General features: G+C 73.6%; 7 protein-coding genes. 4 read left to right on the plus strand and 3 right to left on the minus strand.

Annotation, left to right across the window (positions count from 1 at the left end):
• Positions 1–2 precede the first annotated feature (2 nt).
• Positions 3–1,181 (plus strand): adenylyltransferase/sulfurtransferase MoeZ, encoded by a 1,179-nt coding sequence (gene moeZ, locus QMZ92_RS03740; RefSeq protein ID WP_283295787.1) that lies wholly within the window; start codon positions 3–5, stop codon positions 1,179–1,181.
• Positions 1,182–1,643: 462 nt separating this feature from the next.
• On the opposite strand, the gene QMZ92_RS03745 is transcribed toward moeZ, so the two are convergent.
• The 3 genes from QMZ92_RS03745 to QMZ92_RS03755 form a co-directional block, all read right to left on the minus strand.
• Positions 1,644–3,182, minus strand: coding sequence for an alpha/beta hydrolase (locus QMZ92_RS03745; RefSeq protein WP_283295788.1), 1,539 nt, complete (start codon positions 3,180–3,182; stop codon positions 1,644–1,646).
• A 141-nt stretch (positions 3,183–3,323) separates the two neighbouring features.
• A complete protein-coding gene (locus QMZ92_RS03750; RefSeq protein WP_283295789.1) occupies positions 3,324–5,081 on the minus strand; it encodes an alpha/beta hydrolase in 1,758 nt (585 codons plus the stop codon).
• A gap of 86 nt (positions 5,082–5,167) precedes the next feature.
• Complete coding sequence (locus tag QMZ92_RS03755; RefSeq protein WP_283295790.1) at positions 5,168–8,032, minus strand: lysylphosphatidylglycerol synthase domain-containing protein; 2,865 nt, start codon at positions 8,030–8,032, stop codon at positions 5,168–5,170.
• Positions 8,033–8,238: 206 nt separating this feature from the next.
• Here QMZ92_RS03755 and QMZ92_RS03760 point away from each other — a divergent pair, with 206 nt between their 5' ends.
• The 3 genes from QMZ92_RS03760 (at position 8,239) to QMZ92_RS03770 (ending at position 16,698) form a co-directional block, all read left to right on the plus strand.
• Positions 8,239–8,613 carry an MGMT family protein gene (locus QMZ92_RS03760; protein WP_283295791.1) on the plus strand — a complete coding sequence of 125 codons (375 nt, stop codon included), beginning with the start codon at positions 8,239–8,241 and terminating at the stop codon, positions 8,611–8,613.
• Between the two features lie 290 nt (positions 8,614–8,903).
• Positions 8,904–12,611: an ATP-dependent helicase gene (locus QMZ92_RS03765; RefSeq protein ID WP_283295792.1), complete on the plus strand. Its 3,708-nt coding sequence runs from the start codon at positions 8,904–8,906 to the stop codon at positions 12,609–12,611.
• 178 nt (positions 12,612–12,789) lie between these two features.
• The gene (locus tag QMZ92_RS03770; RefSeq protein ID WP_283295793.1) at positions 12,790–16,698 is read left to right on the plus strand and encodes a UvrD-helicase domain-containing protein; all 3,909 of its coding nucleotides are present in this window, start codon (positions 12,790–12,792) and stop codon (positions 16,696–16,698) included.

Raw genomic sequence — 16,698 nt, forward strand, 5'->3', positions numbered from 1 at the left:
CCGTGTCGCTGCCACCCCTGGTCGAGCCGGCCGCCGAGCTCACCGTAGACGAGGTCCGCAGGTACTCCCGCCACCTGATCATCCCGGATGTCGGGATGGACGGGCAGAAGCGGCTGAAGAACGCCAAGGTGCTCTGTGTGGGCGCCGGTGGCCTGGGCTCGCCGGCGCTGATGTACCTGGCGGCGGCGGGTGTCGGCACGCTCGGCATCGTGGAGTTCGACGAGGTCGACGAGTCGAACCTGCAGCGTCAGATCATCCACAGCCAGTCGGACATCGGCCGTTCCAAGGCCGAGTCCGCGCGTGACAGCGTCAAGGGCATCAACCCGTACGTGAACGTGGTCCTTCACGAGGAGCGGCTCGAGGCCGAGAACGTGATGGACATCTTCGGCCAGTACGACCTCATCGTCGACGGCACGGACAACTTCGCCACCCGCTACCTGGTCAACGACGCGTGCGTGCTGCTCAACAAGCCGTACGTATGGGGGTCGATCTACCGCTTCGACGGCCAGGCATCGGTGTTCTGGTCCGAGCACGGCCCCTGCTACCGCTGCCTGTACCCGGAGCCCCCGCCGCCCGGCATGGTGCCCTCCTGTGCGGAGGGCGGCGTGCTGGGCGTGCTCTGCGCGTCCATCGGGTCCATCCAGGTCAACGAGGCCATCAAGCTGCTGGCCGGCATCGGCGAGCCGCTGGTCGGCCGACTGATGATCTACGACGCCCTGGAGATGCAGTACCGCCAGGTGAAGGTTCGCAAGGACCCGAACTGCGCGGTCTGCGGTGAGAACCCGACCGTCACCGAACTCATCGACTACGAGGCCTTCTGCGGCGTCGTGTCCGAGGAAGCCCAGGAGGCGGCGCTCGGCTCCACGATCACTCCGAAGCAGCTCAAGGAGTGGATCGACGACGGCGAGAGCATCGACATCATCGACGTCCGAGAGCCGAACGAGTACGAGATCGTCGCGATCCCCGGCGCGCGTCTGATTCCCAAGAACGAGTTCCTGATGGGCAGTGCCCTCCAGGACCTGCCGCAGGACAGGAAGATCGTCCTGCACTGCAAGACGGGTGTCCGCAGTGCGGAAGTCCTGGCGGTGCTCAAGTCGGCCGGCTTCGCCGACGCCGTGCACGTCGGTGGAGGCGTGATCGGCTGGGTCAACCAGATCGAGCCGGACAAGCCGGTCTACTAGTGGCGGGTCAGGCAAGTTTTGCCCGTCAAGGAGCGGCGTCCGGTGCACGGGGTCTCCCCCGGCCCTCTGGGCCGAGGGGAAGGATCGCAAGGCGCCGGATCCTCGTAGTGGGCCTACTCGGTTGATTCGGCAACGCCGCGAGTCGCCGTGCCGGGCGTCGCGACGGGGCGAACGTTGCCTGGCGCGGCACTAGATGGATCCGCGCTCCGGAGTGAAGGGGTCGGCCCGCATCGGGCCGGCCCCTTTCGCATGGGGTTTCGGCGTGTGGATGGTGCCGCCCTTCGCCGCCTGCGCCGGTGGGTGGGAGGATGCCCGCTCTCCTTCGCGCGCGGGGAGCGAGGGCGGTGGCCGCCCATTCCCGCGCCGTATCGGCCGGTGGGCGGGCCGGAGACGGCGTCTTGTCCCGGCCGTGCCGGCGAACTGGTGCCGTGCCGCCCGGAGAGCCTGGCGGAACGGCACGCCCTAGCCGCAGGTCCTGCCGTCCTCCGGTACCTCGCCGTCCAGCAGATAGCCGTTCACGATCCCCGTCACGCATCCGTTCGACGGGGTGTAGCCGCCGTGGCCCTCGCCCTTGTTGGTGAGCAGGATGCCGACACCCTCGCCCAGTTCGTCCGCCATCCGCCGGGCGCCCTCGTACGGTGTCGCCGGGTCACCGGTCGTACCCACGACCAGGATCGGGCCCGCGCCCTTTGCGCTGGTTTCGGGCGTCTCGTGCTCCCCGGGGACCGGCCAGTCCGCGCACCATCCCGCCGTGTCCCATGCCAGGAACGGACCGAACACCGGGGATATCCGCTCGAATTCCGGCAGCAGGGCCTTCGCCTCGGCCGGGGTCGGGCGCTGTTCTGCGTCCACGCACGATATCGCCCGCTGCGAGTGGGACTGAGTGCCGTAACTTCCGTCCGGTTCACGGTCGTTGTACGAGTCGGCCAGGGCCAGCAGCTTCGTTCCGCGCCCCCGCTCCGCCTCCTCGAGGGCCGCCGTGAGAGTGGGCCACATGGTCTGTGAGTAGAGGGGCAGCACGATTCCCGTGAGCGCGAGGCTCTGGTTCAGCTCACGGTCGTCGCCGGCCGGAAGCGGCTTCCGGTCGATCCGCTCAAGCAGCGCCGCTATCCGGGCCGTGCCCCGCTTCGGGTCCTCGCCCCTGCTCGTGAGGTAGTTGTCCAGGGCGCGCTGGAAGCCGGTGGTCTGGTTGCGGGCGTGCCCCACGGTGTCCGCCGTCGGGTCGACCGCCGCGTCCAGCACCGTCCGTCCCACGTTCTCCGGGAAGAGATGGGCGTACGTGCCGCCGAGCTGGGTGCCGTACGAGATGCCGAAGTAGTTGAGCTTGAGGTCGCCCAGGACATGGCGGACGACGTCCATGTCGCGTGCGGCGTTCGCCGTGCCCACATGGGCGAGGAGCTTTCCGGCGCGGCGCGCGCAGCCCTCGCCGAAGTCCCTGGCGTCCGCGAAGTAGGCCGCCTCTTCGGCGGTCGTGTCGGGGGTGAGGTCGACGCGCTCGGCGGCCTCCTCCGTGCCCGCGTCGTCGCGGCACACCACGCCCGCACTCCCCGACACCCCGCGCGGGTCGAAACCCACCAGGTCGTAGCGCGAGTTGAGCTTCTCGTACTCCACCGACGCACGGGGCAGCAGATCGACGCCGGAGACTCCGGGGCCACCGAAGTTGAACAGCAGCGAGCCGAGGCGTCGGTCCTCGTCCCGCGCCGGGCGGCGGATGAGCGCGATGGAGATCGTCTCGCCTTCCGGGGCGCCGTAGTCGAGCGGGACCTTCACCGACGCGCAGGTCCAGCCCTCCGCGCCCGCGCAGGGCTCCCATCGCGGACGCTGCTTCGTGAGCGCGTCGGGAAGACCGTGGGCGGCGTCGCCCTGCCTCACCGGGAGGGATGCCGCGGGGCGGCCCCCGCCGTCCGCCCCCGGACCACCGCCCGTGTCACAGGCCGCCAGCGCCCCGCCGGCCAGCGCCAGCGCCACGGCCGCCGCGGCCGGCCTCGTCAGCAAAGACATTCTTGCCCCCCGTGCATCGCCTGTCCGCTCCACTGCTGAGCCATCCTAGGTGCCGTCACTGACAGTGACGAGGGAGCCCGGGCAAGCCCGGCCGGTGCCGGGCCGCTCGCCGGGCGACCCGCGCACCGTGCGGCCCGTCCGTCACCGGCAGACGGTTCCGGAAGCCGGGACCTTCCCGTTCAGCAGGTACTGGTCCACCGCGGCCGCCACGCACTTGCTGCCGCTGTTGTAGGCGCCGTGGCCCTCGCCTTCGTACGTCAGCTCGACCCCCACGCCCTTGCCGAGCGCCTGGACCATGGCCCGGGCGCCCTCGTACGGCGTCGCCGGGTCGCCGGTGTTGCCGATGACGAGGATGGGGGCCGCGCCGGGCGCACTGACGTCGGGCGTCTCCCACTGCCCGGGCACCGGCCAGTGCTTGCAGCCCATCAGACCCCACCCGAGGTAGTCGCCGAAGATCGGCGAGGCCTCGCGGAACTCGGGGAGCCTGGCCTTCGTCTGCTCCATCGAGTACCGCTCCTTGAAGTCCACGCAGTTGATGGCCGCGTTGGCCGCCTGGAGGTTGCTGTACTGCCCCTCCCTGTTGCGGCCGTTCATCGCGTCGGACAGTGCGAGCAGCAGCGAGCCGTCACCGCCGTCCGCCTCGTCGAGTCCCTGCTCCAGCAGCGGCCAGTACTCCTTGGAGTAGAGGGCCTGGGCGATGCCGTTGGTCGCCTGGGTCTGGGTGAGCTCGCGGTCGCCGATGCCGGGGATCGGCTTCTTCTCCAGCCGGTTCTGGAGGTCGATGACGAACTGCTGGATCTCCTCAGGCGTGCTGCCCGGCAGCTGGCAGGCGTCACCCCGCGCGACGCAGTCCTCCGCGAAGTTGGTGAACGCCAGCTGGAAGCCCCTGGCCTGGCCGAGCGAGCCCTCCACCGCGGTGCTGGTCGGGTCGACGACGGCGTCGAAGACCGCCCGTCCGACGTTCTCCGGGAAGAGGTGTGCGTAGACGCCGCCGAGCTCCGTCCCGTAGGAGATGCCGAAGTAGTGCAGCTTGTCGTCGCCGAGGACCTGGCGCATCAGATCCATGTCCCGTGCTGCGTTGGTGGTGCCTACGTGGGGCAGGTCCGGGCCTGAGTTCTCCTCGCAGGCCGCGTCGTACCTGCTCAGGTTGTCGCTGTACGTCTTCTCCTCGGCACTGTCGTCCGGGGTGGCGTCCTGGGCGTAGTACTGGTCCAGCTCCGGGTCGTCGAGGCACTCAACGGGCTGGCTGCGGCCGACGCCCCTCGGGTCGAAGCTCACCAGGTCATAGCGGGCGCGCAGCCGCTCGAAGTCCTGTGCCGCCGCCGGCAGCGTGCTGACCCCGGAGCCGCCGGGGCCGCCGAAGTTGAAGATCAGCGAACCGATCCGGTCGGCCTGGTCACGGGCCTTCGCCCGGATCAGGGCCAGCTCGATGGTCTCGCCGTCGGGCTTCGCCCAGTCACGCGGGACCTCCATGAAGGAGCACTCCCACTTCGTGCCGCCGGGCAGCGGAGAGGGCGCGGTGCCGCCGCCCTCGGCCTCCGAGGGAGCCGGGCACGGCTTCCAGTCGAGGTTCTGGCTGCCGAGGTCGCGGTCGCGCTGCTCCCCGTTTCCGTTTCCGCCTCCGCCGTCGGAGCAGCCGGCGGTGACGAGGAGCATGGTGGCGGTCGCGGCGGCGAGCAGGGTTCCGGCACGCCGTGCGGCGATGCCGCCACGGCGCCCGGGGCCGTCGGCGGTGACGAGGCCGGGGCCGGCGTCGTCCTGCGCCGCGTCGCCAGGACGAATGGCCGGGGCGTCCCCGTACGGGCCGTGCGCCGCCGGCAGGCCGGGGGCGTCGGTGTCCCGGCCGTCTCCGCCGGGGTCGGGGCCGGCGGCGTGGCGGCCGGTGGGGGAGGTCGGCATGACCCCATCCTGCGGCCCCGCGCGGCGCGCCGCCTGTCGGCGGCCGCCGGGCGAGGCCCGGCGGCCGGAGCGCCCGGCGCGTACGCCTAGAGCGCTCCCTTGCGGGTGAGGTGGTTGAAGGACAGCCATCCCGGCAGCACCGGCAGCCACAGCGTCAGCAGCCGGTAGAGCAGCACCGCCGGGGCCGCGACCTCGGCGGGCAGCCCCACCGCGATGAGGCCGAAGGTCAGCGCACCCTCCACCGCTCCCACACCGCCCGGGGTGGGAGCGGCGGACCCCAGCGCGTTGCCGGCCAGGAAGACGACGGCGATGCTGGCGTAGCTGAGTTGCTGCTCGCCGTTGCCGAAGGCCCGGATGGAGGCGTCCAGGCACATGACGAAGGAGCCGGTGAGCAGCAGCATGCCGCCGATTCCCGTGAGGAGCTTCCCCGGCCGCTGGAGTACGTCCAGCATGCGCGGGACGACCCCGGCGAACAGGGACCGCAGTCGTGTGGCGACGAACTTCCGCAGGAACGGGATGGCGGTCACCACCAGCACGAGCACGGCCACCGTCAGCAGTCCCGCGATGACCGTCCTCGACGGTGTGAACGACGACGTCTTCTCCGTGCCGGTGAGGTACCCGAAGGCCAGCAGCAGCAGGATGTGGGCGCCGAGGCCGAAGAGCTGCGAGGCGCCCACGCTCGCCACCGCCAGTCCGGGGCGGACGCCGGAGCGCTGGAGGAAGCGGGTGTTCAGGGCGACTCCGCCCACGGCGGCCGGGGCCACGATCTTCACGAACGAGCCCGCGACCTGCGCGACGACGGTCCGCAGGAACGGAACCCGCTCGGGCACGAATCCCAGCAGGCTCATCGCCGCCGCGACATAGCTCAGTGCCGAGAACAGGACCGCGGCGGCGACCCAGCCCCAGTCGGCCCGGCCGACCACTCCGAGATCGGTCCGCGTGAGCTGCGACAGCAGGAAGTAGGCGGCGATGGCCCCGGCGATCAGACTGACCAGCGTGCGCGGCCTGATCCGCTCCAGCCGGGCCGGTTCCACCGGCGCCTGCGGCCGGATCAGCAGCACCTGGTGCCGGATCTGGGCAAGGAGGTCCTCCTCGCGGGCCTCGTCGAGCGCCTCGTCCATGGCCCGCTTCTCGGCCTGCTTCTCGGCGCGCAGCGACCTGCGGGCTGCCTTGCGGTCGTCCTCGGCGCCGTCGGGGCCCTGCTCAGCCCTGGCCTGCCGCGCCGACTCCGCTGCCGCGAGCACCGCCTCACGCTCGCGCTGCGCCCGTTCCCTGGCGAGCCGCCGCAGTGTCGCGCGGGTGGAGCGGCTGAGCGCGATCGGCTGCAGCAGGGGCAGACAGGCCGCGACCGTGTCGGAGCCCAGCACCTCGACGGCCGCGGCGACCGCGCGCCCGGCCCCCACGCGCAGGCCCACCGTGGTCAGCAACTGCGCGATGTCCATGCGCAGCACCACGTCGCCGGCCGCGATCTCACCGCCGCGCAGATCGGTCAGCACGACCCTGCCGGAACGATCCACCAGGATCGCGTCGCCGGTGAGCCTGCGGTGCGCGATACGGCGTGACTGCAGCGCCCGCACCTGCCTGAACGCCCCGTGGACCACCTCGTCGGTGATCTCCTCGTCGGGCATGGAGTCGAGCGAGCGGCCGCCGAGGTGCTCGTACACGAGCATGACGGCGTCCGGGCCCAGCTCGGACGTGGCGATCAGCTTGGGCGCGTTGGCGCCGGCGGCGATGGCGGCGTAGGCGAGCAGTGCCTCCTGCTCCAGCGCCTGCCGCAGCGACTGGGTGGAACGACGGGTGGTGATGCTCCGCAGCGTCAGTCGGCGCCACACCCGGTAGAAGTAGCCGTGCGCTTGCTGCTCGCGGTCGACGACGGTGACGTCGAGCGGCGGGCCGTCCTCCAGGGTGACGAGGTACCTCCGCCCCCTGTCGCCCTGGTCGGCGGAGTCCGGTACGTCCTCGGCCCGCATGGCCGTGACAGGGCGGAATCCGACGTGTCGCAGTCCGGCGAGGAGGGTTTGGCCGGTCGGTCGTACGTTCGGGGAGCCGACCGTGTAGAGCGTGCCGTACGCGACGGTCCAGCCGATCAGCACGGTCAGGATGATCGAGAACGGTGTGGTGTAGCCGGCGACGAGCATCGCGAAGGCGTCGAGCAGGAGCACGCCCCACAGCGCGACCCGCCAGCGGGGCCTTCGTGCCATGCCGACCGCCGTCATATAGGCGATCACGGGCGCCAGGTAACCGTGGACCGGGTCGGTGAGCCCGCCGCCCGAGGCGGGCTGGGTCAGCGCGTCCTGGATCTGGCTGGGTGCGGCCTTGGCGACCCACAGATCGGTGGCGAGCGTCACCCCGTGAGCGAGTACGGCCGCGAGCACGCCGTCGGCGATGCGCAGTCCGTCCCGCTTGATCAGCCGTTCGATGGCGAAGGCGACCGGGACGAGGAGCACGGCGATGCTCGACATCAGTCCGGCGAGTTTCACCAGCAGGTCGGGGGCTTGGCCGGTGCCCTTGGAGATGTCCGACTCGAGGCCGCTGGTCGTGCCGTGGGCGAAGGCGGCGAGACCCAGGACGACGGCGATCGCCAGGATGCCCGCGAGCAGACGCGTCAGATCGGAGGGGCGGTGGACGCGGGCAGGCAGCAGGGGCTCGTCGCCGGAGAGCCGGTCGATGTGGGCCACGTCGCCGCCGTCACCGCAGACCCCGTCCGTGCGCTGCCGTTCGCGCTCCGCCGGGCGGCGCCCGGAGTCGGCCGCGGGGCGCGGGGAGCCGGCCGGCCGGGTGCGCTCCCCGGCGTCGCCGGGCGCGGGGGAGGCCCCGGAAGGGGCCGGGGAGGACTCCGTGGCCGGGTCGGCCGGCGGGATCTCCCGGTTCTTGGCGGGCTCCTGGTGCGGCCCGGCGGTTCCGGAGCGCGACTCGGAGCCGGAGGTGCTCGCCGCCGCGGGAGGCTGCACGCCCAGCTCCTTCGTCGTGTCGGTCTCTTCTTGATCTCGTATCACCAGTCACCGCCCGGACGATGGTGGCACGGCGAGCCGACAGAGGATGGCATCAGGGTGCGACGCGGAGATACGCGCTGCGCTGCTTGCCCTTCTATGTCTTGGTATGTGCGATCAGCGGCGCCCCCGGCCCGCTGTCGGTGGCATGGGGCAAGATGGGCCGGATGAGCGATGAGGTGCCGGAACTGCCGGAGTACGCGGAGCGGGTGCTCGAGGTCGCCGAGCACATCCCGCCCGGCCGGGTCATGACGTACGGGGACGTCGCCGAATGGCTCGGTGAGGGAGGGCCGCGCCAGGTCGGCCGGGTGATGGCTCTCTACGGAGGGTCGGTTCCCTGGTGGCGTGTGGTGCGCTCCGACGGTGCCCTGCTGGCCGGCCACGAGTTGCGGGCACTGCAGTACTACCGCGCCGAGGGCACCCCGCTGCGGCAGGCGCCGCCCGGCGCGGAGGGTCATGTGCCGCGCCTGGACATACGGCGGGCGCGCTGGGACGGCGGGGCCGACCCGGCCGACGGGGCGGGCGGAGGAGCTCACATCTGACAGCTTCCGCCATTCGGCGGTGCGATGAGAGGTCCGGAGTCCGCGGCCCGTGTCCGCGGTGGTCCCGGGCGGTCCGTCCGTGGCGGTGGTGAAGCAGCAGCCCACGACCGTGCCGAGCGGTCCGTCCGCGGCGGGGGCACCCGCGGGCGTAGCGTCTTCCCCACCGCCGGCGGCGCCCGCGCTGCCGGCCACGTCCTCCAGCGGCCCCCAGGCCCGCCCGCCCCGCCCGTGCACCCGCACCGGGCCCGTCGTCACCACCGTCAGCACACCCACCAGGACCGGCGATCCACGTGAGTTCCTCCTCCTCCACCGGGCGTACACCGCACCGTCGGGTACGGCAGGGGTTCCCCCAGGGCCCGCAAGGCCACAAGGGGCGGACCCCGGGCGCGTACCGACTGGTGCGTACCTCGCCGGGCCCGGTGGATCCCCCTCTCCTGGACGCCGCCCAGCGCGCGGTGGTTGACCACGAGCGCGGGCCGCTGCTGGTACTCGCCGGGCCGGGCACCGGAAAGACGACGACCCTCGTCGAGGCGGTCGCCGCCAGGATCGAGCGGGGGGCCGACCCGGAGCGGCTGCTGGTGCTCACCTTCAGCCGGAAGGCGGCGGTCGAACTGCGCGACCGGATGGCCGTGCGCCTCGGCGGCGCACGGGCACCGCAGGCCACCACCTTCCACTCCTACTGCTACGCGCTGGTGCGGGCCCACCAGGAGGCGGACCTGTTCGCCGAACCGCTGCGCCTGCTGTCCGGTCCCGAGCAGGACGTGACCGTCCGCGATCTGCTGGCGGGACAGCTCGACCTGGAACGGGAGGGGCGGGCCGGCGTGCGCTGGCCCGCCGAGCTGCGGGCATGCCTCACCACCCGCGGCTTCGCCGACGAGGTGCGTGCGGTGCTCGCCCGCAGCCGGGAGCTCGGTCTCGGCCCGGACGCGCTGTCGGCCTTCGCCCGCCGAACGGGACGGCCCGACTGGGGCGCGGCAGCGGCCTTCCTCGCCGAGTACCTGGACGTGCTGGACCTCCAGGGGGTCCTCGACTACGCCGAACTCGTCCACCGGGCGTCGCTCCTCGCCGAGCGGCCGGGGACGGGCGAGCACATCGCCCAGCGGTACGACGCCGTGTTCGTCGACGAGTACCAGGACACCGACCCCGCCCAGGTCCGGCTGCTGAGGGCGCTGGCGGGGGACGGCCGCACCCTGGTCGCGTTCGGCGATCCCGACCAGTCCATCTACGCCTTCCGGGGTGCGGACGTGAACGGCATCCTCGACTTCCCCGCGGCCTTCCGGCGTCGCGACGGCCGCCAGGCCCCCGTCGCGGTACTGAGGTCGTCCCGTCGCTCCAGCGCCGTCCTGCTGTCGGCGACCCGTCTGCTCACCCAGCGGATGCCGCTGCCCCGGCTGCCCGCGGACAAGGTCCGTGCCCATCGCGAGCTCACCGCCGCCCGCTCCGGCGGCCGGGTCGAGGTGTACACGTACCCGACCGCCTCCACGGAACTCGACAACGTCGCCGACATCCTGCGGCGCGCCCACCTGGAGGAGGGCGTGCCGTGGAACGACATGGCGGTCCTCGTCCGCGCGGGCAACCGCAGCCTCCCGGCGACGCGGCGCGCGCTCACCGTGGCCGGTGTGCCGGTAGAGACGGACGGCGACGACATCCCCCTGCGCCACGAGTCCGCGGTGACGCCCCTTCTGACCGCCCTGCGCACCGCCGCGAGGCCGCTCGTCACGAGTGGTTCCGGGCCGGGCGAGGAAGGCCGGGCCGGGGGCGGCGACAGGGACGGAGGCCGGGACGGTGCCGAGGGCGGCGAGGCCGACGGCGACGGGTTCGTGGACGGAGACCGGGAGGAGGACGGCCGAGGCGCCGGCGGGCGGCACGACCACGGCCGGAATGCCCGCGCCCGGGAAGCGGACGGCGGGGACACGGCCGAACGTCCCGCCGCTGCCCCAGGTCCCGGCGCGGTCGCGGGTCCCGGTCCGGACGCTGCCCCCGCCGGCGGCCCTGTCGCGGGTCCCGGTCCGGACGCCGCCTCCGGCCCCGGCGGGGACGCCGTCTCCGCTCCCGGCGGGGGATCGGACGCGGGCACGGGCAGCGGGCAGGGCACCGGCCCCGGTATGCCGTTCCGGGAGGAACCCCCCATTGACGCCGACACCGCCGCCACCCTCCTCACCTCACCCCTCGGCGGTATGGACACAGCCGATCTCCGGAGGCTCGGCCGCGCCCTCCGCGACGAGGAACGGGCGGCGGGCAACCGCCTGCCGCCCCCCTCCGACGTCCTCATCGCCCGTGCCCTCGCCGAGCCCGAGCGGCTCACCGCGCACGACCCCGCCTACGCCCGTGCCGCCCAGCGGCTCGGCGCACTGCTGCGCAAGGCCCGTGAGCTCCTCGACGGCGGGGGCACCGCCGAGGAGGCGCTGTGGGAGCTGTGGACCGGCACGCCCTGGCCTCAGCGCCTGGAGCGGACCGCCCTCCGCGGCGGCCCGGCAGGCCGCAACGCGGATCGCGACCTCGACGCCGTCTGCGCGCTGTTCGAGACCGCAGCGCGCGCCGAGGAGCGCACCGGCGGCCGCGGCGCGCTGAACTTCCTGGACGAGCTGGAGGCCCAGGACATCGCCGCCGACACGCTCGCGCGCCGGCCCGAACGCCCCGCGGCCGTCCGTCTCATGACTGCCCACCGGTCCAAGGGCCTCGAATGGGGCCTCGTCGTCGTCGCCGGCGTGCAGGAGGGTCTCTGGCCGGACCTGCGCCGCCGCGGTTCCCTGCTGGAGGCCGACCGGATCGGCCGCGACGGGCTCGCCGAGCCCCTCACGCCCGGCGCCCTGCTCGCCGAGGAACGCCGGCTGTTCTACGTCGCCGCCACGCGCGCCAGGGACCGCCTCGTGGTCACCGCCGTCAAGGCGCCTTCCGACGACGGCGATCAGCCCTCGCGCTTCCTCACCGAACTCGGAGCCGAACCGCGCGACATCACAGGCCGCCCGCGCCGCCCGCTCGCCGTCGCCCCGCTGGTGGCCGAGCTCAGGGCCACCACCGTCGACCCCGAGGCATCCGACGCGCTCCGCGACGCCGCCGCGCGACGGCTCGCCCGGCTTGCCGCTCTCACCGACGACGAGGGCCAGCCGCTCGTGCCCGCAGCGCACCCCTACCGCTGGTGGGGACTGCAGGACCCGACGCACAGCGGGGTTCCCCTCCGCGACCGCGACCACCCCGTCGCCCTGTCCGGAAGCGCCCTCGACCAGCTCGCGAACACCTGCGCCCTGCAGTGGTTTCTGGGGCGCGAGGTCAGGGCGGACGCCCCGGCCACCGTCGCCCAGGGCTTCGGCAACGTCGTTCACGTCCTCGCCGACGAGGTCGCCTCGGGCCGCACCCCCGCGGACCTGGCCGTCCTGATGGAACGTCTGGACTCCGTGTGGGACGGCCTCGTCTTCGACGCACCGTGGAAGTCCGTCCAGGAGAAGGAGCACGCGCGCGCGGCGCTCGAACGCTTCCTCCGCTGGCACGTCATGGACCGCGGGGGCCGTACCCCCGTCGCCACCGAGCACGACTTCGACGTCACCCTGGAAGCCGGCCCGTACGAGGTACGTATCCGCGGCTCCATGGACCGCGTCGAACAGGACGAACAGGGCAGGGCGTACGTCGTCGACTTCAAGACCGGCAGGCAGACGCCGACGAAGGACGAGGTCGCGCGCCACCCCCAGCTCGCGGTCTACCAGCTCGCCGTCCGCGAGGGCGCCGTCGACGAGGCCTTCGACGCCCGGCGCCCCGCACCCGGTGGCGCCGAACTCGTGCACCTGCGCCAGGCCGCCCCGAAGAAGGAGGGCGGGGACGCACTCCCGCGCGTCCAGTCCCAGGAACCGCTCTCCGGCGCATGGGTCGGCGACCTGCTCGCCACCGCGGCGGGGCGGGTCCTCGACGAACGCTTCACCCCGAGCACCGGCTCGCAGTGCGAGCACTGCGCCTTCCGTTCCTCGTGCAGCGCCAGGCCCGAAGGACGTCACATCGTCGAATGACGGCCGGGAGCTCCCCGGCACCACACCGCCGGACGACGCCGGACGACGCCCTACGCCGGACGACGCCGGAGGCTCCACGGCCCACGGGCGCGGCGGGGGAGCGGGGACGGCCGCCCGCTCGCCCGCACGCGAGCACCGGTGGCGGGCGCTGTCGGTGGTCGCCGTTAGCCTCTCTGGGGTGTCCGCACGCATCACCGACCCAGAGCAGCTCAAGGAGCTGCTTGGCATCCCGTTCACCCCGGAGCAGACGGCCTGCATCACCGCGCCGCCCGCGCCGCAGGTCATCGTGGCCGGAGCGGGCTCCGGGAAGACGACGGTGATGGCCGCCAGGGTGGTGTGGCTGGTGGGCACGGGGCAGGTGGCCCCCGAGCAGGTCCTCGGGCTGACCTTCACCAACAAGGCCGCCGCTGAGCTCGCCGACCGCGTCCGAACCGCCCTCGTCCGGGCCGGGGTCACCGACCCGGATGTGATCGACCCGGACGACCCGCCGGGTGAACCCGGCATCTCGACCTACCACGCCTTCGCCGGACGGCTCCTCACGGATCACGGTCTCCGACTCGGCCTGGAGCCGACCTCCCGGCTGCTCGCCGACGCCACGCGCTACCAGCTTGCCGCACGCGTGCTGCGCGAGGCCCCGGGCCCGTACCCCGCGCTGACCAAGTCCTTCTCGGCACTCGTCAGCGATCTGCTCGCGCTCGACGCGGAGCTGGCGGAGCACCTCGTGGCGCCCGAGGAGCTCCGGGCCCACGACTCCGCGCTGCTGAGCGACCTGGAGGGCGTCAGGCTCGGCAACGCCGACCTGCGCAAGGTTCCCGACGCGGCCGCAGCCCGGCGGGAACTGCTCGACCTCGTCGTCCGCTACCGCGACGCCAAGCGTTCCCGCGATCTCCTCGACTTCGGCGACCAGATCGCCCTGTCCGCGCGGCTCGCGCTCACCCGCCCCGAGGTGGGCCGCATCCTGCGCGACGAGTTCCGGGTGGTCCTGCTGGACGAGTACCAGGACACGTCCGTGGCCCAGCGCCTGCTGCTCTCCGGCCTGTTCGGCAGGGGCGCCGCCCCGGACGGCAGGCCGGGAGAGGGCACGGGCCATCCCGTGACCGCGGTGGGCGACCCCTGCCAGGCGATCTACGGCTGGCGCGGGGCGTCCGTCGCCAACCTCGACGACTTCCCCGAGCACTTCCCTCACGCGGACGGCCGCCCCGCCACCCGCTTCTCGCTGAGCGAGAACCGCCGCAGCGGCGGCCGCCTCCTCGACCTCGCCAACGGCCTCGCCGAGCCGCTGCGTGCCCGCCACGAAGGCGTCGAGGCACTGCGGCCCGCGCCAGGGGCGGAGCGCGACGGATCCGTGCGCATCGCGCTGCTGCCCACCCACGCCGAGGAGATCGGCTGGCTCGCCGACTCGATCGCCCATCTCGTCCGCACGGGCAAGGAACCGGGAGAGATCGCGGTGCTGTGCCGCACGGCGGGCGACTTCGCGGCGATCCAGGGCGCGCTCGTCGCCCGTGACGTCCCCGTGGAGGTCGTCGGCCTCTCCGGGTTGCTGCACCTTCCGGAGGTCGCCGACCTCGTCGCGGTCTGCGAAGTCCTCCAGGACCCGGGCGCGAACGCCCCGCTGGTCCGGCTCCTCACCGGGCCGCGCTGGCGCATCGGCGCCCGCGACCTGGCCCTGCTCGGGCGCCGGGCGCGCCTGCTGGTCCATCGCGCCGGGGACGACGACGCGGATGCCGACCAGCGGCTCGCCGCCGCCGTCGAGGGCACCGACCCGGCCGAGGTCGTCTCGCTCGCCGACGCCCTCGACACGTTCCTGGAACAGAGCGGACCGGACGACGGCCTGCCGTTCTCCGCCGAGGCCCGGGTCCGCTTCGCCCGCCTCGCCACCGAGCTGCGGGACCTGCGGCGCTCCCTGGCCGACCCGCTGATGGACGTCCTCCACCGCGTCCTCGCCACCACCGGCCTGGAGGTGGAGCTCTCCGCCTCGCCGCACGCCCTCGCCGCCCGGCGCCGCGAGACCCTCGCGGGCTTCCTCGACGTCGCGGCGTCCTTCGCCGCACTCGACGGCGAGGCGACGCTGCTGGCCTTCCTCGGCTTCCTGCGGACCGCCGAGCAGTACGAGAAGGGCCTCGACAACGCGCTGCCCGGGGGCGAGAACACGGTGAAGGTGCTCACCGCCCACAAGTCCAAGGGACTGGAGTGGGACGTCGTCGTGGTCCCCGGCCTGGTCGCCGACCAGTTCCCCAGCACCCGCTCGCGTGAGTCGTGGACCTCCCAGGCGAAGGTCCTGCCCCATGCGCTGCGGGGCGACTCCGCGACCCTGCCCGGCATCACCTCCTGGGACGCGAAGGGACTCAAGGCATTCAAGGAGGAGATGAAGGAGCACCAGCACACGGAGGAGCTCCGGCTGGGCTACGTGACGTTCACCCGACCCCGCTCGCTGCTCCTCGGCTCGGCCCACTGGTGGGGCCCCACCCAGAAGCGCCGCCGCGGCCCGTCCGCGTTCCTGGAGGCGCTGTACGACCACTGTGCCGCGGGCTTCGGCGAGATCGAGGCATGGGCCGAGGAACCGGAGGAGGACGCGGAGAACCCGGCGCTCCACGCCGCGACGGCGGTGCAGGCGTGGCCGCTCCCGCTGGATCCCACGGCGACCGCGCGCCGGAGGGAGGCCGCGGACACGGTGCTGGCCCATCTGTCGCTGATCACCGGCCCCGGGGACGCGACGGCGCCGGGGCGGCCCGGGGCCGTGCTCCACGGTGCCCGTACCGGACCGCACGACCGCGAGGGCGTTCCCTTCGACGGGTCGGGTTCGGCCGAAGCGACCGGCTCCCTCGCCGACGGCCCGTCCGGCGAGGACCTCTGGCCCGAGGAACTCAACGACCCCGCCGACGAACCGTGGCCGGACGAGCCATGGCCGGAGGGGCTGGGCGACCCGGCGGACGTCGCGCCCGGCGGGGACGAGCAGCCCGCCTGCACCACGCCCCGGGGGGACTTCGCACTCGCCGCGGGCCCCGGACAGGACGACGGGCCTTCGGCCTGCGCGCCGGGCCCCCCGGCGCCTCGCGGGCCCGCGTCCGGCGACGTCGCCCCCGTCCCCCCGGCGTCCGGCCCCGCCTCGGTCCCCGCCGCGTCCGCCCCGGTCCCACACGACGGGGCCGGTTCCGTTCCGGACGCCCGCTCGCTGCGCCACCCCAGGCTGCCCGCTCAGCGCGCCGAACCCCTCACTCCCGAGGACGCCAGGGTGATCGCCTCCTGGGACCGCGATCTCGAAGCGCTCACCGGCGAGCTCCGCCGCGCCCGCGAATCCGTGCGCGAGGTTTCCCTCCCGGCAGCGCTGTCCGCGTCCCAGCTGCTGAGGCTGGCAGCGGACCCGGACGGCTTCGCGCGGGAGCTGGCGCGGCCCATGCCCCGTCCGCCCCAGCGCGCAGCCCGCCGGGGCACGCGATTCCACGCATGGGTGGAATCGCGCTTCGAGGAACTGCCGCTGCCCATGCTCGGGCCCGACGAACTGCCGGGCGGCGACCGGGACGGGGCGGGCATCGAGGACGAGCGGGAGCTGGCCGCACTGAAGGAGGCGTTCGAGCGCACGCCGTACGCAGGCCGTGTCCCGTACCGGCTGGAGGCGCCCGTCCAGGTCACCCTGGCGGGCAGGGTCGTCAGGGGCCGGATCGACGCCGTCTACCGTGACGCGGCGACGGGCGCGTTCGAGATCGTGGACTGGAAGACCGGCCGTGGCCGCGACGCGGATCCGCTTCAGCTCGCCGTCTATCGCCTGGCCTGGGCCGAGCAGCACGGCCTCCCTCCCGAGTCGGTCGGCGCCGCGTTCGTCTACGTGCGCACCGGAGAGGTCGTCCGCCCCGGCGAGCTGCCCGGCAGGGCCGGCCTCGAACGGATCCTCATGAGCGGCACGTCCGGCACGGACGGTACGGACGGTACGGATGACGGGGAGGACACGGAAGGCAGGGCGGCCGGAGAGGCCGGGGAAGGCTCACCCGCCCCGGGCGCCACTCGGCCCGGCGGTCCCGGGCCCGCCCGCAGCGGGCCCCGGCCCGTGCCCGACCGGGCGGTCGGCGAGACGGCCCCCGGCGCCGGATAG

It is taken from the genome of Streptomyces sp. HNM0645, from assembly GCF_030056615.1.
Lineage (GTDB): Bacteria > Actinomycetota > Actinomycetes > Streptomycetales > Streptomycetaceae > Streptomyces > Streptomyces marianii.

Excerpts from the sequence above, each read along its gene's own strand:
- QMZ92_RS03745 (WP_283295788.1), bottom strand. The coding sequence starts at position 3,182 with ATGTCTTTGCTGACGAGGCCGGCCGCGGCGGCCGTGGCGCTGGCGCTG.
- QMZ92_RS03760 (WP_283295791.1), top strand. The coding sequence starts at position 8,239 with ATGAGCGATGAGGTGCCGGAACTGCCGGAGTACGCGGAGCGGGTGCTC.
- QMZ92_RS03750 (WP_283295789.1), bottom strand. The coding sequence starts at position 5,081 with ATGCCGACCTCCCCCACCGGCCGCCACGCCGCCGGCCCCGACCCCGGC.